This window comes from Sphingobium sp. (assembly GCF_035511395.1).
Lineage (GTDB): Bacteria > Pseudomonadota > Alphaproteobacteria > Sphingomonadales > Sphingomonadaceae > Sphingobium.
The window spans coordinates 1-21,676 of record NZ_DATKFP010000411.1 but is presented as its reverse complement, the minus strand read 5'-3'; the positions used below and the strand labels follow the sequence as shown (position 1 = coordinate 21,676).

The 21,676-nt window shown below is 63.9% G+C and carries 24 protein-coding genes, 2 tRNA genes and 3 pseudogenes; 16 read left to right on the top strand and 13 right to left on the bottom strand.

Features of this window, described 5'->3' with window-relative positions; translation table 11 throughout:
* Positions 1 to 483 precede the first annotated feature (483 nt).
* Together VMR39_RS30590 and VMR39_RS30585 are read right to left on the bottom strand one after the other, a co-directional pair.
* Positions 484 to 678 (bottom strand): EspF repeat-containing protein, encoded by a 195-nt coding sequence (locus VMR39_RS30590; RefSeq protein WP_414712607.1) that lies wholly within the window; start codon positions 676 to 678, stop codon positions 484 to 486.
* A gap of 290 nt (positions 679 to 968) precedes the next feature.
* Positions 969 to 1,082 (bottom strand): annotated as a pseudogene (locus VMR39_RS30585) (TetR/AcrR family transcriptional regulator); the annotation flags it as partial.
* Between the two features lie 210 nt (positions 1,083 to 1,292).
* Here VMR39_RS30585 and VMR39_RS27810 point away from each other — a divergent pair.
* The 5 genes and pseudogenes from VMR39_RS27810 to VMR39_RS27795 all read left to right on the top strand — a co-directional run bounded on the left by VMR39_RS27810 (position 1,293) and on the right by VMR39_RS27795 (position 3,814).
* Positions 1,293 to 2,165, top strand: a complete 873-nt coding sequence (locus VMR39_RS27810) for an alpha/beta hydrolase (RefSeq protein ID WP_325421359.1) — start codon at positions 1,293 to 1,295, stop codon at positions 2,163 to 2,165.
* A gap of 688 nt (positions 2,166 to 2,853) precedes the next feature.
* Positions 2,854 to 3,075 (top strand): annotated as a pseudogene (locus VMR39_RS27805) (integrase); the annotation flags it as partial.
* Between the two features lie 31 nt (positions 3,076 to 3,106).
* Positions 3,107 to 3,364 (top strand): hypothetical protein, encoded by a 258-nt coding sequence (locus VMR39_RS27800; RefSeq protein WP_325421333.1) that lies wholly within the window; start codon positions 3,107 to 3,109, stop codon positions 3,362 to 3,364.
* Between the two features lie 9 nt (positions 3,365 to 3,373).
* Positions 3,374 to 3,556: a zinc ribbon domain-containing protein gene (locus tag VMR39_RS30580; RefSeq protein ID WP_414712606.1), complete on the top strand. Its 183-nt coding sequence runs from the start codon at positions 3,374 to 3,376 to the stop codon at positions 3,554 to 3,556.
* 93 nt (positions 3,557 to 3,649) lie between these two features.
* Positions 3,650 to 3,814 (top strand): hypothetical protein, encoded by a 165-nt coding sequence (locus VMR39_RS27795; RefSeq protein ID WP_325421331.1) that lies wholly within the window; start codon positions 3,650 to 3,652, stop codon positions 3,812 to 3,814.
* Between the two features lie 171 nt (positions 3,815 to 3,985).
* On the opposite strand, the gene VMR39_RS27790 is transcribed toward VMR39_RS27795, so the two are convergent.
* The 4 genes from VMR39_RS27790 to moaA form a co-directional block, all read right to left on the bottom strand.
* Positions 3,986 to 4,060: transfer RNA gene (locus VMR39_RS27790), tRNA-Asn, on the bottom strand.
* A 182-nt stretch (positions 4,061 to 4,242) separates the two neighbouring features.
* Positions 4,243 to 4,317: transfer RNA gene (locus VMR39_RS27785), tRNA-Asn, on the bottom strand.
* A 77-nt stretch (positions 4,318 to 4,394) separates the two neighbouring features.
* Positions 4,395 to 5,171 (bottom strand): NAD kinase, encoded by a 777-nt coding sequence (locus VMR39_RS27780; RefSeq protein WP_325421329.1) that lies wholly within the window; start codon positions 5,169 to 5,171, stop codon positions 4,395 to 4,397.
* Positions 5,168 to 6,190 (bottom strand): GTP 3',8-cyclase MoaA, encoded by a 1,023-nt coding sequence (moaA, locus tag VMR39_RS27775; protein WP_325421327.1) that lies wholly within the window; start codon positions 6,188 to 6,190, stop codon positions 5,168 to 5,170. The genes VMR39_RS27780 and moaA overlap by 4 nt, the downstream gene beginning before the upstream one ends.
* A 120-nt stretch (positions 6,191 to 6,310) precedes the next feature.
* Here moaA and VMR39_RS27770 point away from each other — a divergent pair, with 120 nt between their 5' ends.
* Positions 6,311 to 8,317, top strand: coding sequence for a putative bifunctional diguanylate cyclase/phosphodiesterase (locus VMR39_RS27770; RefSeq protein ID WP_325421324.1), 2,007 nt, complete (start codon positions 6,311 to 6,313; stop codon positions 8,315 to 8,317).
* A gap of 154 nt (positions 8,318 to 8,471) precedes the next feature.
* Here VMR39_RS27770 and metK read toward each other — a convergent pair whose 3' ends face one another.
* The 4 genes from metK to VMR39_RS27750 are packed head-to-tail and all read right to left on the bottom strand — an operon-like array spanning position 8,472 to position 12,457.
* Positions 8,472 to 9,677, bottom strand: a complete 1,206-nt coding sequence (metK, locus tag VMR39_RS27765) for a methionine adenosyltransferase (protein ID WP_325421323.1) — start codon at positions 9,675 to 9,677, stop codon at positions 8,472 to 8,474.
* 57 nt (positions 9,678 to 9,734) lie between these two features.
* Entirely contained in the window at positions 9,735 to 11,282 is a 1,548-nt protein-coding gene (gene lnt / locus VMR39_RS27760) for an apolipoprotein N-acyltransferase (RefSeq protein ID WP_325421321.1), read from the bottom strand.
* A 9-nt stretch (positions 11,283 to 11,291) separates the two neighbouring features.
* Positions 11,292 to 11,927 carry a YqaA family protein gene (locus VMR39_RS27755; RefSeq protein WP_325421319.1) on the bottom strand — a complete coding sequence of 212 codons (636 nt, stop codon included), beginning with the start codon at positions 11,925 to 11,927 and terminating at the stop codon, positions 11,292 to 11,294.
* An 11-nt stretch (positions 11,928 to 11,938) separates the two neighbouring features.
* Positions 11,939 to 12,457: a GNAT family N-acetyltransferase gene (locus tag VMR39_RS27750; protein ID WP_325421317.1), complete on the bottom strand. Its 519-nt coding sequence runs from the start codon at positions 12,455 to 12,457 to the stop codon at positions 11,939 to 11,941.
* Between the two features lie 146 nt (positions 12,458 to 12,603).
* On the opposite strand from VMR39_RS27750, the gene VMR39_RS27745 reads away from it, so the two are divergent.
* Both VMR39_RS27745 and VMR39_RS27740 read left to right on the top strand, forming a co-directional pair.
* A complete protein-coding gene (locus VMR39_RS27745) occupies positions 12,604 to 13,362 on the top strand; it encodes a hypothetical protein (protein WP_325421315.1) in 759 nt (252 codons plus the stop codon).
* A gap of 76 nt (positions 13,363 to 13,438) precedes the next feature.
* Positions 13,439 to 14,029 carry a DJ-1/PfpI family protein gene (locus tag VMR39_RS27740; RefSeq protein WP_325421313.1) on the top strand — a complete coding sequence of 197 codons (591 nt, stop codon included), beginning with the start codon at positions 13,439 to 13,441 and terminating at the stop codon, positions 14,027 to 14,029.
* A 198-nt stretch (positions 14,030 to 14,227) separates the two neighbouring features.
* On the opposite strand, the gene VMR39_RS27735 is transcribed toward VMR39_RS27740, so the two are convergent.
* Complete coding sequence (locus VMR39_RS27735; protein WP_325421357.1) at positions 14,228 to 14,728, bottom strand: GNAT family N-acetyltransferase; 501 nt, start codon at positions 14,726 to 14,728, stop codon at positions 14,228 to 14,230.
* 84 nt (positions 14,729 to 14,812) lie between these two features.
* Entirely contained in the window at positions 14,813 to 15,436 is a 624-nt protein-coding gene (locus VMR39_RS27730) for a cytochrome c family protein (RefSeq protein WP_325421311.1), read from the bottom strand.
* A 173-nt stretch (positions 15,437 to 15,609) separates the two neighbouring features.
* Here VMR39_RS27730 and VMR39_RS27725 point away from each other — a divergent pair, with 173 nt between their 5' ends.
* From VMR39_RS27725 to VMR39_RS27695, 7 genes are all read left to right on the top strand, one after another.
* On the top strand, positions 15,610 to 16,500 hold the full coding sequence (locus VMR39_RS27725) for a prephenate dehydratase (protein WP_325421309.1): 891 nt from the start codon (positions 15,610 to 15,612) through the stop codon (positions 16,498 to 16,500).
* A gap of 54 nt (positions 16,501 to 16,554) precedes the next feature.
* Positions 16,555 to 17,283: a sterol desaturase family protein gene (locus VMR39_RS27720; protein WP_325421355.1), complete on the top strand. Its 729-nt coding sequence runs from the start codon at positions 16,555 to 16,557 to the stop codon at positions 17,281 to 17,283.
* 11 nt (positions 17,284 to 17,294) lie between these two features.
* Positions 17,295 to 17,711, top strand: coding sequence for a DUF2141 domain-containing protein (locus tag VMR39_RS27715; RefSeq protein ID WP_325421353.1), 417 nt, complete (start codon positions 17,295 to 17,297; stop codon positions 17,709 to 17,711).
* A 73-nt stretch (positions 17,712 to 17,784) separates the two neighbouring features.
* On the top strand, positions 17,785 to 18,633 hold the full coding sequence (locus VMR39_RS27710) for a MipA/OmpV family protein (protein ID WP_325421307.1): 849 nt from the start codon (positions 17,785 to 17,787) through the stop codon (positions 18,631 to 18,633).
* Positions 18,634 to 18,730: 97 nt separating this feature from the next.
* A complete protein-coding gene (locus VMR39_RS27705; protein WP_325421305.1) occupies positions 18,731 to 19,642 on the top strand; it encodes a tetratricopeptide repeat protein in 912 nt (303 codons plus the stop codon).
* 19 nt (positions 19,643 to 19,661) lie between these two features.
* Positions 19,662 to 20,276, top strand: a complete 615-nt coding sequence (locus VMR39_RS27700; protein WP_325421303.1) for an LON peptidase substrate-binding domain-containing protein — start codon at positions 19,662 to 19,664, stop codon at positions 20,274 to 20,276.
* Positions 20,273 to 20,461: a Trm112 family protein gene (locus VMR39_RS27695; protein WP_325421301.1), complete on the top strand. Its 189-nt coding sequence runs from the start codon at positions 20,273 to 20,275 to the stop codon at positions 20,459 to 20,461. The genes VMR39_RS27700 and VMR39_RS27695 overlap by 4 nt, the downstream gene beginning before the upstream one ends.
* A 48-nt stretch (positions 20,462 to 20,509) precedes the next feature.
* Here VMR39_RS27695 and VMR39_RS27690 read toward each other — a convergent pair whose 3' ends face one another.
* Entirely contained in the window at positions 20,510 to 20,947 is a 438-nt protein-coding gene (locus VMR39_RS27690; protein ID WP_325421299.1) for a hypothetical protein, read from the bottom strand.
* Positions 20,948 to 21,147: 200 nt separating this feature from the next.
* On the opposite strand from VMR39_RS27690, the pseudogene VMR39_RS27685 reads away from it, so the two are divergent.
* A pseudogene (locus tag VMR39_RS27685) lies at positions 21,148 to 21,676 on the top strand (right-handed parallel beta-helix repeat-containing protein); the annotation flags it as partial.

Below are 21,676 nucleotides of genomic sequence, written 5' to 3'. Positions count from 1 at the left end.
TTTTCCCGCGAGCCTGTTAGGCCATGATATGGGAGGGGGGAGACGTTCGTCACGATATGCGCCTATTCACCGGAGTCTCGGAGACTCTTTGGATGGCGCGTTGGTTGACGTTAACGCCTACGACCGAAGCACGAATTAGCTATCGGCACATTTTTGGTACGTCAGTCCGTTCACAGAGACAAGCCGTAAACGTCATGCGCCGATGAATTTCCTCCATCTTTATCGGGTCGCAGTAAATCAGGCCTGTAAGCTGATACCAGTAAATTGAAGGTCATGAGGCGCGCACTGCTTGTCGACCCTGACGGGAATTATTCTGCCAGCATCTTATCCAGCATTGCTAGCACGGGTCTGATCACAGCCGCTGCTGTCTGTCGGAACTAGAACGGCGCGTACCAAACTGGCTTGCTAACCGCTACGGTGATCACTGATTCCGATCAGCGTACTTTGCAGGTCACGGTGGGGTGGGGCTCGATGAGCGGACGTTCATCGAGCCTCAACAGTGCGAATCGTGATGACGGAAAAGTGCGGGTGATCTGATTGGGCTAGACGCTCAGCGACTTCAGCGAGTGGACGGCAACCTCGGCGGTTGCCAGCAGGGCATCCGCCGACGCGCCATCCCGGGCTTGGATCGACATGCCCTGCACCACGGCGCCGATATAGCGCGACCAGGCCGCACAATCTGTATCGGAGCGGATCTGCCCTGCGGCGATCCCGCGAGCAAGCCGCTCGGCGATCCTGTCGACACTTTCAGCGCGCAACGTGCGGCCTAGTTCAGTCAACTCCGCCTCGGTCGCGCCCGTTGATGGCGTGGCGATCATGCAGCCGGGTGTGCCAACGGTCCGGGCGAAAGTGGTCGCCGCATCGCGCAGAAGACGTTCGACCGCGAGCAGTGCGTCCGCTTCCTCGTCCAGCGCGCGCGCTGCGAACCCGCCGATCGTCACGCGATATCGCTCCAGCGCCTCGCGGTAGAGCGCCTCCTTTGAACCGAAGGCGGCGTACAGGCTCTGCGCCGAGATGCCCATTGCGGTGGTCAGCATCGGAACGGAGGCGGCCTCGTAGCCGGCGCTCCAGAATATCTCCATCGCCCGATCAAGCACCACGTCCCGCTCGAAGGCGCGCGGTCGCCCGCGCGTTTTCTTATTTTCCACAACGATCATTGTTGCAATTCCTTCCGTCGCAGCATATCAGAACGATCATTGTGATATATATAAGGGCCGATGAGAATGACCAATCACGAACTTTTCCGCGCCGAAGCGATCTCGGATGAGACGCGCGCCGTCAACGATCGCCTGGTGGCGACCTTGGCCTCGCTGACGCCGCCGGCCGATTTCGCCGCTGCGCGCGCGCCCTACTCGAAAGGCGAAACTGGTCTGCCGCCGTTTCCGCGATCGCCGCACGCGCGAACGCTGGAGATCGCAGGCCCGGCCGGCCCGATAAAGCTCCGCATTCTCGCCCCCGAGAACCCGCGCGGTGTTTATCTGCATGTCCACGGGGGCGGTTTCACCGTCGGCAGCAACGATACCTGGGACGGACTTCTCGAGATGTTCGGGCGTGATGCGGGGATGGCCTCGGTTTCCGTGGAGTACCGCCTCGCTCCGGAAGACCCCTTTCCCGCCGGGGTCGATGACTGCGTTGCCGCGGCTTTGTGGCTGATCGATCATGCCGAAGCCGAATTCGGCGTTTCCTGGCTGGCGATCGGCGGAGAGTCCGCTGGCGCCAATCTCGCCGTCTCCACGCTGGTGCGCCTGCGCGACATGGGGCGGGGTGGGGCGTTCAGCGCGGCCAATCTCCTGTTCGGCTGGTTCGACGTGTCGAGAACCCCCAGCGCTCGCGCGTCCAGCGGCACACCCTTTGTCGATCATGCCAACCTGCCGATCTATGCGGCCGCCTACGTCGGCACTGCAGATATGCGCGATCCCGGAGTGTCTGCGCTTTATGCCGATCTGAGCGACCTGCCGCCAGCCTTCGTCACCGTTGGCACTATCGATCCGCTGCTGGATGATAGCCTGTTCATGCACATGCGCTGGCAGGCGGCAGGAAACCCGTCCGAGCTTGCCCTCTACCCAGGCGGCGTCCACGGCTTCAACGCGCTTGAGGGGGATTTGGCGCGGTCGGCGAACGAAGGAATGGCACAGTTCCTCGATCAATCCTGCCGATCTGCCTAAGCTTTTAGCATGACCGGCGCGCGCGAGGCCCTTCCGAAGCGCGTTCCGCTGCGTCGCGACTGATCGGCTGTGTATCCCGTGCGGTCTAATCGTCGCGGGGAGCCTCCCCAAAACAATAGGCAGATCGCAGGTTCAGTAAATGATCTCTCCTGGACCGATGAGGTCTGGGAGAGATCGACCGGGTATGTCGATCACATCCGGAGATTTAAACATATGGCACACGAGATATCTATCGTGGCATTTGCAGAACATGACCCATTATCAGCCGATGAAGTGAGCTACGCAGCAGAGCGCTGTGCAAGAGAAAGCCGCAAGGAGCCCGGCTGCCATGAGGTCTAGCTCATCGTTAACGGACTGACTATGGCAAGCACTGCTTTTGACATCGCGAGTGGTCCTGCCGCCTGAGGCAGTCACAGCAGCCATCGTCCCGATTTATGGCGCGGTCCATCTCCAGCGCCAGACTGGTCAAGGGCTTTAATCATCCGTTCGCTGGCGAGCCCACGGAGAAACTCGGCTTCCAGCTTCGTCTAGCGGAGCGGGATTTCGAGTTTGAGTGAACGGCAGGTTTTGGCATGGGCGGCCGTTGAACCGATTGTCTGTGGACAGCGCAATTTGGTCGGCACAAGCCTCATTGCTCTACATTAGCAAGCGTTCTTCAGACAGCCAATCTGGCCATTGGAGAACGATCATGGAGATGCCTGAAACAGAACCCACCGGCACCAAACGCCAAGTCTGGAATGCGGGAAGGACCGTTGGCGCAAAGCGTGCCTTGAAGCCGAAGCAAATCTGGGAGATCCGATTTTACCTCAATCAACGTTGCCGTTTGCGGGGGCGCGCGCTGTTCGATCTGGCAATCGACAGCAAGCTCCGGGGCTGCGACTTGGTGCGGATGAAGATCGGCGATCTCGTCAGGAAAATTCATCCATGGCATCAAAGTTTTGATGGCTAAGAACTACGTACGCAATCTCTCTGAAGAAACAAAAAAAGGTCTTTGGGAAAGGGACGGCCAAGGTATTTGGCCGACGCACGCGCCGGCGGGATATATCAACGTTCTCGGTTCCGCAGGAAAAGGATTATCATTCCTGATCCTGAAGCTGCGTCACTTGTCGTCAGACTCTTTGAATGGATGGAGACAGGCGAATATTCGCTTGCCGAAGTTACCGAGAAAATCCGCAATGCTGGTTTGCGAAGTAAGCTGACCAAACGGATTGTTGGGCGCAGCTCAATTCATCACATGCAACGAAATCCGTTTTAGTGTTAAAAACACTCATGGCGATCCGCTGCGTTTCGCGTTCACAGGCCTTATAACTTGTGGTCATTGCGGGTGCGCAGTCGTCGCCCAAATGCAGAAGAAGCGCTACGTTCATTATCATTGTTCTGGGTTCAGGTAGAAGTGCCCGGAAAAATATGTCCGGGAAGAAACGCTAGCCGACGCATTCGCTCAGCAACTCGCCCGCCTGCATGTCGATGACGAGATATTTTCGTTGATCGAACGTGCAATCATTGATGCTCAATGCGACGAAGCCAAAGGTCGCAATCAAGAAATTGTGCGGCTGGATGGATTTCGTGAGGTTGATGGTGCCTTGTTAGGCGATGGCATCCAATTGCTGGATTTGGCTCGAAAGGCCCATCGAACCTTCGTTTTGTAGTCTCCAAGTGACAAGATCAGCGTTTTGAAATTGCTACTTTCGAACTGTGCATGGGCCAACGGTGAACTTACCGTCGAATTCCGAGAAGCTTTTGTAATGCTTGAGAAAATTTCCCCTAGAACACTCGCGTTTAGCGCCCCCGCTGGGGGCTCTGAAGCAGAGTGTCCAAATTGGCTCCCCGAGTAGGATTCGAACCTACGGCCATTCGATTAACAGTCGAATGCTCTACCGCTGAGCTATCGGGGAGCGGCCCGGCTTCCGCCGGGCAGGTCGCGCCTATGCCTTGGCGCGGGGGGAATGGCAAGGGCTTTGACAGGCATCGGGCGCAAAAAATCGACGCAGGAAATCCGGAAGGATTCAAGGTCTTGGGCGAGGCGAATGGCTGATTTTCGGGAGGAGGCTTCAGCGGCATAGGCTGAAGGAAAATGTGGCTCCCCGAGTAGGATTCGAACCTACGGCCATTCGATTAACAGTCGAATGCTCTACCGCTGAGCTATCGGGGAGCGACCCGCTTTCGCTGGGCAGGCCGCGCCTATAGCAGCGCTTTTCGCAGCATGGCAAGCTGCAATGTCACAAAAATTTACGCGATGAACTGTTCGGCCGCGATCCGGTCGTCCAGCGTATGTTCGGGATCGAACAACAGGGTGAGCGGCGCGGTGCGGTCGATACGGACTTCGACGCGGGCGACATCGCGCACTTCGCGCTGGTCGGCGACGGCGCTGACCGGGCGCTTGACCGGGTTGAGAACGGTGAAGCGGATCTGGGTCGCTTCGGGCAGGATCGCGCCGCGCCAGCGCCGGGGGCGGAAGGGGCTGATCGGGGTCAGCGCCACCAGCGCCGATCCCAGCGGCAGGATCGGGCCATGGGCGGAAAGATTATAGGCGGTGGAGCCGGCCGGCGTTGCCACCAGTACGCCGTCGCACACCAGTTCGGGCAGCACGACGCGGCCGTTCACCTCCACCTCCAGCTTGGCGGTCTGGCGCGTTTCACGCAGCAGCGACACTTCGTTGATGGCGGGGATCGAGAATTGTTCGCCATCGACGGTGTCGACCACCATGCGCAGCGGGTTGACCTTGAAGCTCTTCGCCTTGGCCAGTCGCTGGTCGAGGCCGTCGAGGCGCCATTCATTCATCAGGAAGCCGACGGTGCCGAGGTTCATGCCGAAGATGGGCAGGATGCGGCGCCCCTCCAGCATCGCATGGAGCGTCTGGAGCATATAGCCGTCGCCGCCCAGCGCGACGATCATGTCGGCTTCTTCCACCGGCACGAAGTCATAGGCGGCGCGCAGCCGTTCCTCGGCCGCGCGGGCCGCCTGGGTGGGGGACGCGAGCAGGGCGCGCCGGACGTCGCTGCTCATCCGCCGGTGACGCTCATGTGACGATGGGTGGCGGGTCGTTCCCCCGCGCCGATGTGAAAATTATGGGCGGCGGGCTTCAGGCGCAGGGCGCGGTCGATGAGCGGCTGGACCGCGTCCGGCCCGCCGTCGCGCAGGGCGGCCTTGAAATCGACATGGTCCTCATGGCCCAGGCACATGAAGATCTTGCCCTCGCAGGTCATGCGGATGCGGTTGCAGTCGGCGCAGAAATTGCGCGTGAGCGGGGTGATGAGGCCGAGGCGGACACCCAGCCCGTCGACGGTATGGTAGCGCGCCGGTCCGCCGGTGCGATGGGCGATCGGGTTGATCTGGTGATGCGCGTCGATCATGGCGCTCACTTGCGTCAGCGGCAGATAATGGTCGGTGCGATCCTCACCGGTTTCGCCGAGCGGCATGGTCTCGATCAGGGTGAGGTCGAAGCCTTGGCTGTCGCACCAGCGCAGCATCGGGAGAATCTCGTCGTCATTAACGCCCTTGAGCGCCACCATGTTGATCTTGACGGAAAGGCCGGCGGTGCGGGCGGCGGTGAGGCCGGCCAGCACCTGATCCAGCTTCCCGCCGCGCGTCACATGGGCGAAGCGATCGGGATCGCGGCTGTCCAGACTGACATTGATCCGCCGCACCCCGGCATCGAACAGGTCGTGCGCATGATCGGCAAGCCGCGTGCCGTTGGTGGTAAGGGTGAGTTCGTCCAACCCATGACCCAGATGGCGGCCGATGCGGCGGACGAGGTCGCCAATGTCGCGGCGGACCAGAGGCTCGCCACCGGTCAGGCGAATCTTCGTGATCCCGCGCGCGATGAAGAGATCGGCCAGCAGCGCCATTTCCTCCAGCGTCAGCACCTGGTTCTTCGGCAGGAACTGCATCCGCTCCGCCATGCAATAGCGGCAACGCAGGTCACAGCGATCCGTCACCGAAATCCGCAAATAGCTGATCCGGCGGCCCAAACCGTCGACCAGAGGCGGCAGTTGGGGCTGGGGCATAGGGGCGGCAATGGCCATGCTGCATAGCTAAGCGATGGTATGGGCAGGTGCAAGCGCTCCCATTGCGATATCACGAACGGGTCGGTAACTCCTTGTCGCTAGTGAAGATGCGATGCGCGGGGCAGGGAGTCAGATGACGTGAGCGGGGTTGCCCCACCGGATGGACAGCCAAGCCTCTTCATCCTGTCGCCCGGAGACCGGGACGGGCTGTGCCAGGCGGTGCAGGCGATCGGCTGGAAGGCGATCGGCGCGCGGCGAGCGGGCGATGCGCCGCAGCGTTTCCTGCGCAGCGAAGCGCAGGTGGCGCTGGTAGACCTGCGCGGCGGCGAGGCCGGCAAGCTGCTGGAGCCGCTGGTTCCCGCGACCGAGGCGGGCGGCGGCGCGCTGGTGGTGCTGGTCGACGCGACCGACGAGGCGCATGTGCCCTCGTTGCTGGCGGCGGGGGCGACTCATTTCCTGACCATGCCCTTCACCCGCGACCGGCTGCGATCCGTGCTGGCGTCGGCGCAGCGGCTGGTCGAGCGGCTGGGCGGCGGCGCGCGGCCGAGCCAGCGGGCGCAGCGTATCCGGCGCGGGGATGCGCTTTACTGGCAATTGGGGCGCGACGGCGTGCTGCGGCTGAGCGAATCGCTCGCCCGGCATCTGGCGCTGGATGCGCCGGCGGTGTCGCCCGCCATGCTGCTGCGCCGATTGCCGCGCACCGAGCGGCTCGGCGTGCTGACCGCGCTCAAGGCGATGGCGCGGGCGGGGCGGCCGGCGGCGCTGGCCCATGGCCTGCCCGATCGGCCCGGCGACCGGCTGGTCCATCATCTGCGGATTGAGGACGGGCAGATCGCGGCCGATGTGGAATGGCTGTCCGAACGGCATGAGCGCGACAATGCCAGCCGCGACTATCTGACCGGCTTGCGGTCGCGGCCGGCGGCGCTGGACTGGCTGGACCGGCGCACCGGGCTGCCCACCACGGTGCTGCTGCTGTCGATCAGCCAGTTCGAGCGGATGAACGCCGCCTATGGGCAGGTGGTGGGCGACGCGCTGCTGGGACGAATCGCGCGGCGGATCGAGCGGATGGTCGACGATGTCGCGCCCGGATCGATGGTCGCGCGAATCGCAGGGACAGAATTTCTCGTCGGGCTGACGGGCGAGGCGGCGACCAGCGAACGGGCGACCTTCCTCGCGCGACAGCTGATCGCGGCGATCGGGCGGCCGTTCAGCGCGGGCGATCATCTCATCCGGCTGACGGCGCGCTGCGGCATTGCGCAGGCGCGGGCGGAGGATGATGCGACCCTGCTGCTGCGGCGCGCAGGGACGGCGCTGGCCGATGCGCGGCAGGGCGGGGGCGAGGGGATTCGCATCCTGTCGGCAGAAAAGCAGAGCCGGCAGGTCGATCCCGACCGGCTGGAGACCGACCTGCGGCTGGCGCTCGACCGGGGTGAGATCGGCATCGTGTTCCAGCCGCAATATCCCGTCGATTCGCAACGGATCAGCGGGGTCGAGGCGTTGGCCCGGTGGAACCATCCCCATTATGGCCCGCTGGGCGCAGGCATATTGTTCGGCACGGCGGAGCGGTCCGACTATATGCTGCCTTTGTCGGCACATATATTGGGCGAGGCGCTGCGACAGGCGGCCGCCTGGCCAAGGGCGCTGGCCGATCTGCGACTGTCGATCAACGTCACCGCCGCCGACATCGCCCAGCCGCGCTTCATGACCGACCTGTTGGAAATGGTGGATCGCAGCGGCTTCCCCCGGTCGCGGCTGACGGTCGAGATTACCGAGAGCGGGCTGATCCAGGATGTCGATGCGGCCGCCGCGCTGCTCCATGCATTGCGCAGCGAGGGGCTGGCGGTGGCGATAGACGATTTCGGGACGGGCTATTCGAGCCTTGCCTATCTCAAGAGCCTGCCGCTCGATTATCTGAAGATCGACAGCGGACTGGCGCAGGATATCGCCGGCAGCGCACGCGATCGGATCATCGTGCGCGGGGTCATCCACATGGCCAAGTCGCTGGGGCTGAAGGTGATCGCCGAGGGGGTGGAGACCGAGCAGCAGCTCGACCTGCTCGCCCGCGAAGGGTGCGACTATTATCAGGGCTTCCTGCGATCGGCGGGTGTGCCGTCCGCCGATCTGGTGGCGCTGGTGTTGCGCTAGAGCATTCTGAAGTCAGCTGGAACAGCCGACGGCTCGCAGAATGCGGTAATCAAAAGACACTAGCGCGCAGCTAAATCACGGAAAACAAATATGTCTGATATGAAAAAGGGCGCGGGGATGAACCCGCGCCCTTTTTTCTTTTCGGTGCCGCTGTTTAGAGCGCAGCCTTCAGCTTGTCGACCAGATCGGTCTTCTCCCAGGGGAAGAAGTCGCCTTCGGGCTTGCGGCCGAAATGGCCATAGGCGGCGGTCGGCTGGTAGATCGGCTTGTTGAGGCCAAGATGCGTGCGGATGCCGCGCGGGGTCAGGCCGCCCAGTTCCGAAATGCCCTTGATCGCACCTTCGATCCTGTCGTCGCCGACGGTGCCGGTGCCATGGGTGTCGACATAGAGCGACAGCGGCTCGGCCACGCCGATCGCATAGGCGATCTGGATGGTGCAGCGCTGGGCGAGGCCCGCGGCGACCACATTCTTGGCGAGGTAGCGGGTGATATAGGCGGCCGAACGGTCGACCTTGGTCGGATCCTTGCCGCTGAACGCGCCGCCGCCATGGGGCGAAGCGCCGCCATAGGTGTCGACGATGATCTTGCGGCCGGTCAGGCCCGCGTCGCCGTCAGGGCCGCCGATTTCGAAGCTGCCGGTCGGATTGATGTGATAGACGGTTTCATCCGAGAGCAGTTCGGCCGGGATCACCTTGGCCACCACGTCCTTCACATAGGACTTCAGCTCGGCTTCCTTGTCGCCTTCGTCATAGCCCTTGGCATGCTGGGTCGACACCACGATGGCGGTGCAGGCGACCGGCGTGCTGCCTTCGTAGCGGAGCGTCACCTGGCTCTTGGCGTCCGGCTCCAGGAAGGGCGCGGCCTTGGAATGGCGGTCGGCCGCCATGGTTTCCAGGATCTTGTGGCTGTAATAGAGGGTCGCGGGCATCAGGTCGGGCGTGTCGTTGGCGGCATAGCCGAACATGATGCCCTGGTCGCCCGCGCCTTCATCCTTGTTGCCGCTGGCGTCGACGCCCTGCGCGATGTGCGCGGACTGGCCGTGCAGGTTGTTTTCGAAGCGGAAGCTTTCCCAGTGGAAGCCGTCCTGCTCGTAACCGATGCGCTTCACCGTGTCGCGGACGGTCTTTTCGATTTCTTCCTGAGCGCCCGGCGCCCATTCGTCATTCTCGAAAACGCCCCTGCAGCGGATTTCGCCGGCGAGGACGACGAGCTGGGTCGTGGTCAGCGTTTCGCACGCGATGCGTGCTTCGGGATCCTTGGAGAGGAACAGATCGACGATGGCGTCGGAAATCTGGTCCGCAACCTTGTCGGGGTGGCCTTCGGAGACGGATTCCGAGGTGAAGAGATAGTTGGTACGCATAGGACTCCCGTAAGACACTTGGGCGAATAGCGATATAAAGAAATGTTTATGTGCCTATTAGCTTTTGCCGCGCCGCAAGGCAATGCCCAGTCCGAGGAGCAAAATGATGAGGCCGAGGGCAGCCCAGTTACCGACAATGGCGAAGACCGTTGGAGGTAGGGCGGAAGGCAGGCCCCCGTCGAGATAGCCGGCGCGGTTGAGGCCGAGCGAGCGCACCACGCGACCGCGCGCGTCGATGATTGCCGACACGCCGGTGGGGGTGGAGCGGATGATGGGGATGCCTTCCTCCAGCGCGCGCAGGCGCGCCTGCGCCAGATGCTGGACCGGACCCCAACTGCCGAACCAGGCGTCGTTGGACGGGTTGAAGATGAAGGCCGGGCGATTCTTCGCATCGACGACAGCGCCCGAAAAGATGATCTCGTAGCAGATCTGGACGCCCATCTTGAGTTCCGGACGGCCGAGCGTCGCGGGAAGCGTCAGGCTCTGCGCGCCGGGGCCGGGCCAGAAGTCGGCGTCGCCGGGCACCAGGCGCGACAGGCCAATGGGTTCCAGGATGTTCCGCATCGGCAGATATTCGCCATAGGGTACAAGGTGCGCCTTGTCGTAGCGGCCGGCGAGCGTCGCTCTGGGCGTCACGATCCAGACGCTGTTGTTGGCGCCGGCGAGCTTGTTCACCAGCAGGCCATTCCGCTCGACCGCCTTGAAATAGACCTTGTCCCCGCCGGTCAGCAACAGGTCGCCGGGGCCGAGCAGGCCGGCGAGGCGCGCGCGCCAGTCGGGTTCCAGGTCGAGATAGGCGGGGATGGCGGCTTCGGGCCAGAAGATCAGGCGCGGCGCCGGACGCTGCTGGCCGGACAGGGTCCGCAGCTTGTTGAAATTGCGATATTCCGCCTCGACCGAATATTTCTCGTCCTGGCCGATATTGGGCTGGACCACGCGGATGCGCGGCGCGCCATCAGGCGTTGTGGGTGCTGGGGAAAGAATGCCCCAAAGGGCAAGCAGCAGCAGCGGCGCGAGGATCGCGGCAGCGGGGCGAAGCTGGTTGCGGGCAGCGAGCCGGATCGTGCCGGCGGCGAGGACGGTGAGGGCGCCGAGGCCATAGGTGCCGATGATGGTCGCGGCGATCGCCGCGCCGGTCGGCAACAGGGTGACGCCGAGCGGGTTCCAGGCGAAGCCGGTGAAGAGGGTCGCGCGCAGATATTCGGCGGCGATCCATGTGGCGGCGAGGAAGAGGGGGAGGGAAAGCGGCTTCCCGCCGATGCGCCGGTCCAGCCACCACGCCGCCAAGGTCGCGAAGCCCGGATAGACGGCGAGGTAGAGCGACAGGAGTAGCACCGCGCCATAGCCGAACCAGTGCGGCATCGAATCCTGAAAGGTGAAGGCGTGGGCGATCCAGTTGAGGCCCAGGGTGAAATGGCCGGCGCCGAACAGCCAGCCGCGCGTGAAAGCGGCACGGCGGTCGGGCGCGCGCTCGATCAGGAAGATGAGCGCGGCGAGACAGGCGAGGGTGACGGGCCAGAGCCTGAGCGGCTCGAAGCCCGTGGCGGACAGGAAGCCCGCCAGGAGCGCCGCGACCTTGGGGTGGCGGGCGAAGGCGTTCTTCATGTCAGCCTGTCAGCGAATCGTGGCCATGGTGGCGTTGCTGCACTTGTCGCTCTTTTCGCCGCCGCCGCTCAGCATCGATGCCGCGATGAAGCCGCCGACGACCAGAACGAGGAAGGCGGCGGACAGGAGGGCGAGATATTTCTCGATGAACGCCTTGATCGGACGACCGAATTTCCAGAACAGGAAGCCTACCAGCATGAACTGGAAGGCCCGGCTCAATATGCTGGCCCAGAGGAAGGTGAAGAGCGACAGCCCTATGAAGCCCGCCGTGATGGTGATGAGCTTGAAGGGGATCGGTGTCGCGCCCTTGATCAGGATGATTTCCGCGCCATAATCGCGCAGATAGCAGGCAGCGACCGGGAATTTGGCGGCCAGGCCCAGCGATTGCAGGATCTGCTGCCCGACCGTCTCGTAAAGGAAATGGCCGATGCCGTAGCCCAGCAGGCCGCCCATCACCGACGCGATGGTGCAAATCAGGCCGAAGCGGATCGCACGTTCCGGCCGGGCCAGGCACATGAGGCCCAGCAGCGGGTGCGGCGGGATCGGGAAGAAGCTCGATTCCATGAAGGAAATGGCGAAGAGCCAGCGTTCGGCATGGCGGTGCGCGGCCTTGGCCAGCGTCCATTGATAGAGCTTGGTGAGCATCGGTGCCGGGCCTAGCCGAGATGCGCGGACGCCGCCAGCGCTTTTGCCAGCACGACCATTTCGAGCGGCGGGTCGAGCGGGATGGGGAAGGGGCGCCTTTCGCCGGTGAGGGCGTAGCCGCGCCGCTGATAATAGGCGATGAGTTCGGCGCGGCGGTCGATGACCGTCATTTCCATCCTTGTCGCGCCCAAGAGACGGGCGGCATGATCCTCCGCCGCTTCGATCAGCAGGCGGCCGAGACCGCCGGCCTGACGCGCGGGATCGATGCAGAGCAGGCCGAGATAGGCGGCGCTTTGGCCCTTGTTCGTGATCTGTACGCAACCGATGGGCGCGCCGTCGGCGATGGCGACGAGCAGCCGGTCGGTCGGGCTGGCAAGGATCGCGGCCAGCGTGGCAAGGTCGGTGCGCGGCCCGGTGAGCAGGTCGGATTCGAAGGTCCAACCCGCCCGCGCCGCGTCGCCGCGATAGGCGCGCTCGATGACGGGATGGAGCAGTGGAAGGTCGGCGGCGGTGGCGATGCGGATGTCCATGGCAGGCGCTTTAGCGGTGTGGCGGTGGACGCGCTACAGCCCTGTCGGCACGGCTTGATTGCGCCACAGGACCGCCGGCACGGCGTTGACTGTCCCGTGCCGTCTGGGCATGACCCGTTTCCTTGATTTCTGTTCGGCCGGCACATTTGACTTTCTCTTCGATTCCCTGGGCAAGAGTGCGGCAACGCGCCGGTGGCGTGGTCTTCGCGCTGGTGCTGAACCTGCTGCTGTTGCTGGCGCTCTTCACCCTGTCGCCCGGTTTCCAGCCGCCCAAGGAAGACCAGCGCCTGCCCGTCACCTTCGACGTGGAGGCGGGGCCGAAGGCGGAGAAGGAGCAGGCCAAGGCGGAGAAGGCGGAAAAGCGCGAACAGGACAAGGCACGTCCGCAAAAGCAGGCCGATCCGGTGGTCCGGCCGCCCATTCCGGTGGAAAAGCCCGCCGAGCAGCCGCCGTCGCCTTTTCCCTTCCTGACCCTCAACCGCGAGCAGATGGCGTCCGCCGATATCGGCAACCTGCCAAAGGCGGCGCAGGGCGCAGGTGATGGCAAGGGCGACAGCGCGGCGGTGCAGGGGCCGGGCGAAGGGCCGGGCGGGGTGCAATTGTTCGAGGCGGAATGGTATCGGCGGCCGACCCATGCCGAACTGGCGAGCTATCTGCCCGCCAACGCACCGGCGCAGGGCTATGGCCTGGTCGCGTGCAAGACGATCGATCATTATCATGTCGAAAATTGCCAGATGCTGAGCGAATCGCCGATGGGGTCGGGCTTTGCCAAGGCGGTTCGGCTGGCCGCCTGGCAGTTCCTGGTGCTGCCGCCGCGCGTCAACGGCAAGGTGATGGTGGGCAGCTGGGTCCGCATCCGCATCGATTATACCCGCACCATTGTGCCGGCTGAGGCCGGCAGATAGCCAATCCGGCGCCAGCGGATCGCGCGGCTATGCGGATCGGCGGATAGGACGCATCGCGATTTCGGGAGAATGAGCGATGCGGATTGCGATTCTGAGCTTCGATGGCTTCAACGAACTGGACAGTTTCGTCGCGCTGGCCTTGCTCAACCGGGTGAAGGGCTGGCGGGCCGAGATTTGCGGGCCGGGCGACGCGGTCATATCGATGAATGGCGTGCGGGTCGATGTGCAGCAACCCATTGATTTTGTGGGGCAATCCGACGCGGTTCTGGTCGGCAGCGGCGTGCGGACGCGTGAAGTCGTTACGGACTCGAAACTGATGGATCGGCTGCGGCTGGACCCGGTGCGGCAGATTGTCGGGGCGCAATGTTCGGGCGCACTGATCCTCGCAAAGCTGGGGCTGCTGGGCGATGTGCCGGTGTGTACCGACGTCTCCAGCAAGCCCTGGGTGGTCGAGGCCGGGGCGAAGGTGATCGACGCACCCTTTCACGCGACCGCCAATGTCGCGACGGCGGGCGGCTGCATGGCCGCGCATTATCTGGCTGCCTGGACGATCGCGCGCGGGGCGGGGGAAGCGGCGGCGCGCGAGGTGATCGACTATGTCGCGCCGGTGGGGGAAAAGGCCCAGACGGTGGAGCGGGTGATGGGGGTCGTCGGGCGGTTCCTGTAAGGCGCGGCGGGTTGCTGCCAGGAGCGGCCATGAATTTGGCGTCACCCCGGGCTTGACCCAGGGTCCAGCTTCTTCTTCCAAGACAAGCGTTTGGATGGGTAGCTGGACCCCGGCTCAGGGCCGGGGTGACGAGCGTTGGAGAAAATCCGTTCTCCACCCCCTTCAGCCGTGCCCCAGCCCGGATCAGAGACGCTTCAGTCAGAACTGCATCGGATGCCGGCTTTCCTCCGTGTCCCCGACATCCTTCCAGTCGAAATGGCCGACCAGCCCCTCGACCGGGGCGAAGCCGCGTCTGCGCCAGAAGGGGTCGAGCGGGCTGTAGCCGGGCGGGCGAGCGGGATGGTCCGAAGGACGGATGACGGCACAGAAGCTGGTGAGAGGGAAGCCCAACGCGCGGGCCTTCGCTTCGCGCCGGTCGAAGAAGGCATGGCCGATGCCATGGCCGCGCCATTGCGGCAGCAGCACGGATTCACCGAAATAATAGACGTCGCCTATGTCGATGTCGCTGTCGCGAAAGGGGGCGGCGAACTCGGCGGCGTGATCGGCCATGGGCGCGGCGGTGGCGGCGCCGACCAGCCTGTCGCCCGCAAAGGCGCCGACGACGATCGCGCCCGGACTTTGGGCATAGGCGGTCAGATAATCGCGCTCATAGGCGCGCGATCCCTCATAGAGATAGGGGAAGGCGCGAAAGACGCCGATGCGCAGGTCGGCGAGCGAATCGAGCGCTGCGACCAGCGCGGCGCCCGTCAGATCCTCGATCCGGACGGGCGCCGCGATCGCAGGTTACTCGGCCGCGTTGGCGGCGTTTCCGGCCGGGGCTTCCGCTGCATTGGCGGCGTTGCCCGCTTCTGCGGCATTGTCGCCAGCGGCAACCGGCGCGGCGTCGGCGGCCGGCAGCGGCAGGTTCGATCCCTGCGTGTTGAGCCAGGCGATCAGGTTGGCGCGATCGGCCGGATTGCCAAGGCCTGCAAAGGTCATCTTGGTGCCCGGCGCAAATTCACGCGGGCTTTTCAGCCAATGGTCGAGCTGGTCGAAGCTCCATTCTCCGCCTTTGCTCTTGAGCGCTTCGGAAAAGGCGAACCCGCCCTTGCCCTGGCCGACGGCTTCGCCGACCGTGCCGTAGAGATTGGGGCCGATGCCGTTAGCGCCGCCCTGATTGACGGTGTGGCAGGCGGCGCATTTCGCGAAGACCTTTTCACCCGCCGCAACGTCAGCGCTGGCCAGCAGGGTGTTGAGGCTGGGGCCGCTCTCGCCGCCTTCGCCCTCTGCTTCGACGCCTTCGATAGCATAGCCCATCTTCTCGGGTCGCTCGGATGAATAATATTTCGAACTGACGATCGCACCACCCAGCGCGATGATCCCCGCAAACAAAGCCCAGCCCGCTACGGTATTGAAACGATCGCCCATTTCGCTCGTCTTCCCTAAGATTTATGTTCTGGGGACTGTCGGCCGCGCCCCCTCTTGTGCGCTGCCATAAAGGGGGATACGCGCAGGCGCAAGCCGGGTTCATCCCTATTGTATTGTCGGAGCGCGGCAATGCTTGCGCGGACACCGCGGAAACCCTAAGCGCACGCACGTCCATGGAAAATTATCCTGCCCCCGCCCGCGCCATCGTCGCGGACCTCGCCGCCAAGGCCGCGGCCGACCCCGCGCGCGCCGTCGCCTATCAGGGCGCGCCGGGCGCCAATTCGCACCTCGCCGCGCTGGGTTATGCCCCCGATTGCATTCCCTTGCCTTGCTTCGCGTTCGAGGATGCGATCGACGCGGTGCGCAATGGACAGGCCGCCCGTGCGATCATTCCGATCGAGAACAGCCTGCACGGGCGCGTGGCGGACATGCATTTTCTGCTGCCCGAATCGGGCCTGTCGATCATCGACGAATATTTCCTGCGCATTCGCCATTGTCTGATGGCACCGGACACCGCGCCGGTGAAGAGCGCGATCAGCCATCCACAGGCGCTGGGCCAGTGCCGCCATTATCTGCGTGAGCGCGGCATCCAGCCGGTCGCCTATGCCGATACGGCCGGCGCGGCGGCGCTGGTCGCGGAAACGAAGACGCCGGGGGAGGGTGCGATCGCGCCCTATCTGGCGGCCGAGATTTATGGTCTGCGCCTGATCGCGGAGAATATCGAGGACAGCGACGACAATATGACGCGCTTCCTGGTGCTGGCGCGCGAGCCGAAGATGCCCACGCCCAATGTCGGCCCGGTCATGACCACCTTCCTGTTCGAGGTGAAGAATATCCCCGCCGCCCTCTACAAGGCGATGGGCGGGTTCGCCACCAACGGGGTCAACATGACCAAGCTGGAAAGCTACCAGCGCGGCGCGAGTTTCGCGGCGACCGAATTTTTCTGCGATATCGAAGGGATGCCGGGCGATCCGGCGGTCGACCGCGCGCTTGCCGAGCTGGAGTTCCACACCAAATGGGTGCGGCAGCTCGGCAGCTATCGCCAGGCGCGACCCAGAACCTGACGCCGGGCGGTGGTCCTGCTTTCGCAGGAGCACGATCCCGCGTATAGCCGCGCCATGGTCGCAGCCATCCTCCTGTCCGCCCTTGCGATGAGCATCATCGTCGGCGTGCGCTATCTGCTGGCGAGCGGCGGTTTTGCGCTGGCCACGCGGATCAGGCAGCCGGGCCTCTACAAGGGGCTGGAACGGCAGATGGGGCGGGAGATCGGCTGGTCATTGCTGTCCGCCTTCATCTATGGCGTGCCGGCGGGCGTGGTTGCCTGGGGCTGGCAGGCGCGAGGCTGGACGCAAATATACAGCGACCTGCATGATTACCCGCTCTGGTGGCTGCCGGTTTCAGTGCTGCTCTATCTCGCCGCGCACGACACATGGTTCTACTGGACCCATCGCTGGATGCATCGGCCCCGGCTGTTCCGCATCGCCCATGCGGTCCATCATGCCAGCCGCCCGCCCACAGCCTGGGCGGCGATGAGCTTTCACCCCTGGGAGGCGCTGACCGGCGCGGTGGTCATTCCCGCGCTGGTCTTCCTGATCCCGATCCATGTCGGTGCGTTGGGGCTGGTGCTGACGATCATGACCGTCATGGGCGTGAGCAATCATATGGGGTGGGAGATGTTTCCGCGCTGGATCGTGCGCGGACCGCTGGGGGCGTGGCTGATAACGGCCAGCCATCATCAGCGGCACCATGATCATTACCGATGCAATTACGGTCTTTATTTTCGATTCTGGGACAGAATGTGCGGCACGGACAAGGGATTGGGCGATTTCGCGAAGGGGCAGGCGTGAAGCATAGCATTATGGCACTGGCAGTGCTGGGACTGACGGGCGCTGCCCCAATCACACAGCCCCAGCCGCTCAGCATGGCGCTGGAGGGATTGCGGTCGGCCAAGGGGCGCGTGCTGGTCTGCGTCACCCGATCGCCCGACCATTTCCCCGATTGCAGCAAGGATCCCGACAAGCGTCATTTTTCCGTCGCCGCGTCGGGCGGGCCGGTGCCGCTGGGCCAGCTGGCGCCGGGCAATTACGCCATCGCCATCATCCATGACGAAAATGCCAATGGCAAGCTGGACACCTTCGCCGGCATCCCGCGCGAGGGTGTGGGCTTTTCCCGCAACCCGGTGCTGCGTTTCGGCGCGCCGAGTTTCGAGTCGGCCAGCTTCGTCGTGACGGGCGGGGCTGTCGAGCAGGACATCAAGCTCAAATATTTCCTCTGATGCATGAGAGGGAACCTCTAAGCCCCTCGAAACATTATCGTCCCTGAACGTCTTCCACGGACAGGGTTATTTCATGCAATCTCTTCGTCGCCTTCTGGGCGCGGCCATTGTCGCGTCCATGCCCCTCGCTGCGCCCGCTTTCGCACAGGAGGAAGAACAGCATAGCAGCCTGACGGTCGGTCTGGGGGTGGCGGCGGTGCCGAGCTATGAAGGGTCGGATGATTATCGGGTGCTGCCGCTGCCGCAGATCCGCGGCAAGGTGAAGGATTATAGTTTCTGGACGCGCGGCGCATCCATCTATGTCGATGCGATCGCCGATCCAGAAGGCGCGGGATGGGATTTCGAACTGGGGCCGATGACGACCGTCCGCTTCGATCGGTCCAGCGTCAAAAATATAAGGGATGATGCCGTCCGCGCGCTTGGCAAGCGGGACATCGCGGTCGAGGTGGGCGGTTTCGTCGGGATCGGCAAGACCGGGGTGATCACCAGCCCCTATGACATGCTGTCCGCCCGCGTCGCCGTGGCGAAGGATGTGGCCGGCGCGCATGACAGCTATGTCATCACCCCGCAGATCGAATATATGACGCCGCTGTCGCGCACCGCCTTCGTCGGCCTGGGTGTTTCAGCCGAATATGTCGGCAAGAAATATGGCCGCACCTATTTCGACATCACGCCCGAAGAATCCGTCGCCAGTGGGCTGCCGGCCTATGACGCCGCCGGTCGGGGTTCAGGCTTCAAGCGCGTGTCGTTGAGTCTGGCGGGCGGAAAGTCGCTGTCGGGCGACCTGCGCAAGGGCTGGGCGCTGTTCGCGGCGGGCAGCTATTCGCGGATGCTGGGCGACTATGCCGATTCGCCGATCGTTTCCATCGCCGGGTCCAAGAACCAGTGGGTCGGCGCGGTTGGGATCGGCTACACCTTCTGACCTGCCTGCTTTCCCGACTTGTTACGTGGGGGTGACGCCCCACATAAGGCGCTGTATGACGGCGGCAAGTTGGACCGCATAGGCAGGAGATAAGAGCGTGGCGACCCTGGGATTGAGCGAGACCGAAAAGGCGGCCGTGGAGGCATTTCGCCAGGATGTGGTCGAGCCTTCGCGCACGCAACTGGTGATCGTCGATTTCTGGGCCGAATGGTGCGGGCCGTGCAAGCAACTCACCCCGGTGATCGAGAAGGTGTGCGCGGAATATGCAAGCAAGGGCGTAAAGCTGGTCAAGGTCAATGTGGACGAAAATGGCTTCATCGCCAGCCAGTTCCGCGTCCAGTCGATCCCGACCGTCTATGCCGTGTTCCAGGGCCAGCCGGTCGCGGACCTGAGCCAGGCGCGCACCGAAGGGCAGCTGAAGCAGTATCTGGACCAACTTCTGTCGCAACTGCCGATCGAATCCGATGAAAAGGCGCTGAAGCAGGAAGTCGCGCCGCTGATCGCCATGGGCGAGGAAATGCTGGCCGGCGGCGAAAATGAGCGCGCCCTGTCGATCTTCACCCAGATTGCCGAAATGGCGCCCGACAATGCCGAAGTGGCGTCCGGTCAGGTCCGTTCGCTCGTCGCGCTGGGCCAGCTGGACGAAGCCGAAGCGGTGCTGGCCGTGCTGCCGGATGATGTGGCGAAGCATGTCGCGATCGATCAGGCGCGCGCCGCCATTGCGCTGGCGCGGGATGCGAAGCCCGTCGCCGACCTGTCGGGCGTAGAGGCGAAGGTCGCTGCAAACCCGGACGATCATGAAGCGCGCTTCGAACTGGCCGGCGGCCTGATGGGCAATGGCGACCGCGAGGGCGCAGTCGAGGCGCTGCTCGAAATCGTGCGGCGCGACCGGGCCTGGAATGACGGCGCGGCCAAGTCGCAGCTGCTCAAGATCTTCGAGGCGGTCGGGCTGGAAGACCCCTGGGTCGCGGCGCAGCGGCGCAAGCTGTCGCAGATCCTCTTTTCGTAAGCGCCATGCCCCAGAAGCCATGAACCATGCGCGCATCTCGATCTTCCCCCTTGCAGGCGCGCTGCTCCTGCCGGGGATGGAATTGCCGCTTCATATCTTCGAGCCGCGCTACCGGGCGTTGATCCACGACGCGATGGCGCGCGACCGGCGGATCGGCATGATCCAGCCGCGCGGCGACGGGCCGGTGCCGCCGCTGTTCGATGTTGGATGCCTGGGCCATGTCAGCCATATCGAGGCGCTGGAGGATGGCCGGTTCAACATCATCCTGACCGGGCTGGCGCGGTTCCGGGTGGTTCGCGAGCTGCCGGTGGCGACGCAGTTCCGGCAGGTGGAGGCCGATGTCGAGCAGGCCCCGCAGGAGGATGAAGTGCTGCACGCGGTGGAGCGGGCGGCGCTGGAGCAGGAATCGCGGCGCTTTGCCGACATATTGGGTTATGTGGTCGACTGGACGGCGGTGTCGCGGCTGGACGATACGGCGCTGGTCAACGGCATCGCCCAGATCGCGCCCTTCGACCCGGCCGCCAAGCAGACGCTGCTGGAGGCGGATAGCCTGTCCGAGCGGTCGGAACGGATCATCCAGCTGATGCAGATCGTCGGCCGGATCGAACGCGACGGCGGGGCCACGATGCAATGAGTGGAGTGAGTGACGTGAACCCGATCGACCCCTGGCTGCTGGAAAAGCTGGCCTGCCCGGTGACGCGCACGCCGCTGCGCTGGGACGCGGTGCGTAGGGCGTTGGTGTCCGACGCGGCGAGGCTGGCCTTTCCCGTGCGCGACGGCGTCCCGGTGTTGGTCGTACGGGAGGCGGTCACGGTTTAAGGCGGCTGCGGACGGCCCGGAAGGGTGGGTGACGGCCATTTTTGCCGCTTAACTGATATCTACGGCGTCCTGATGGCGGACTTGCTTAACTCTTACAGGTTCGATCCCGAGATCGATACCTAAACGAGCCATGTTGGCCAGAAGTTCGACATCGAATAGCTCCCCTCGCTCGCCGAGGGTCCAAGAGACGTAAAAGTTCAGTTCTCCGCCTGTCTCGCGCAGCTCACCTATAAACGCCGCAGCATGCTCAAGCCTTTTGACAGCCTCACGCAGAAACTCGGCAAGCGCGCCGTCGTCCCCACTTCCAAGATCGAAGACGCAATAGCTTTCACTGTGTGTCCCAAAAAGCGGAGTGCCTTTAGGAGTCTCACGCGCTTCGCCCACCGCCCAGCACCGTTCAGGCGTTAATCCTATCCCGCCTGCAATTTTTTGAGGATCGGCATAAGGATGTCTGATCTGAAGTGATACGCCGTAACTGAAGGTCATTGGGACACCATAGCGTTTTGGAAAGCAGCCGCCAATGTCGGCTGTTGCGTCCCAGCGAACAGAACCGGACGTTCCGCATCCCACCCGATCCCTTCATTCCGTTCATGCCCGCCCGCGCATCTGTCCCATAGCGGGGCAGCGCCGGATTTCCCGCCGGCTACGCCTTGGTATGGCAATCGGCGCACTCTATCGTCCGGACCATGCGCATGATCTCCATCGGCCTTCTCGCCTCCGTCGCCCTGACCGCAACGACCTTTGCCCAGGGTCGCGCGGCGCCTTTCACCGTTGCGGAAACGGGGCAGGGGTTCGGTTCGATCGGGGACGCGCTGGCGGCGATCGGGGACGGGCGCGGGACGGTGATGGTTGCGCCGGGTACCTATCCGCAATGCGGGGTGCAGCAGGGAGGGGACGTCACCATCCGCGCGGCGACGCCGGGCACCGCGATCTTCGATGGCGTGCCCTGCGAGGGGAAGGCGGCGCTGGTGTTGCGCGGCCGGTCGAGCCGCGTCGAAGGAATCATCTTCCAGAATATCCGCGTGCCCGACGGCAATGGCGCGGGCATTCGCCTCGAAAGCGGCAACCTCTCGGTCAGCAACAGCCTGTTCCGCAACAGCGAGGAAGGCATCCTCACCGGCGACTATGACGGCGGACAGGTCGTGATCGACAAGTCGACCTTCCGCAAGCTCGGCCGCTGCGACCGCGATCTCGATTGTGCGCACGGCATCTATA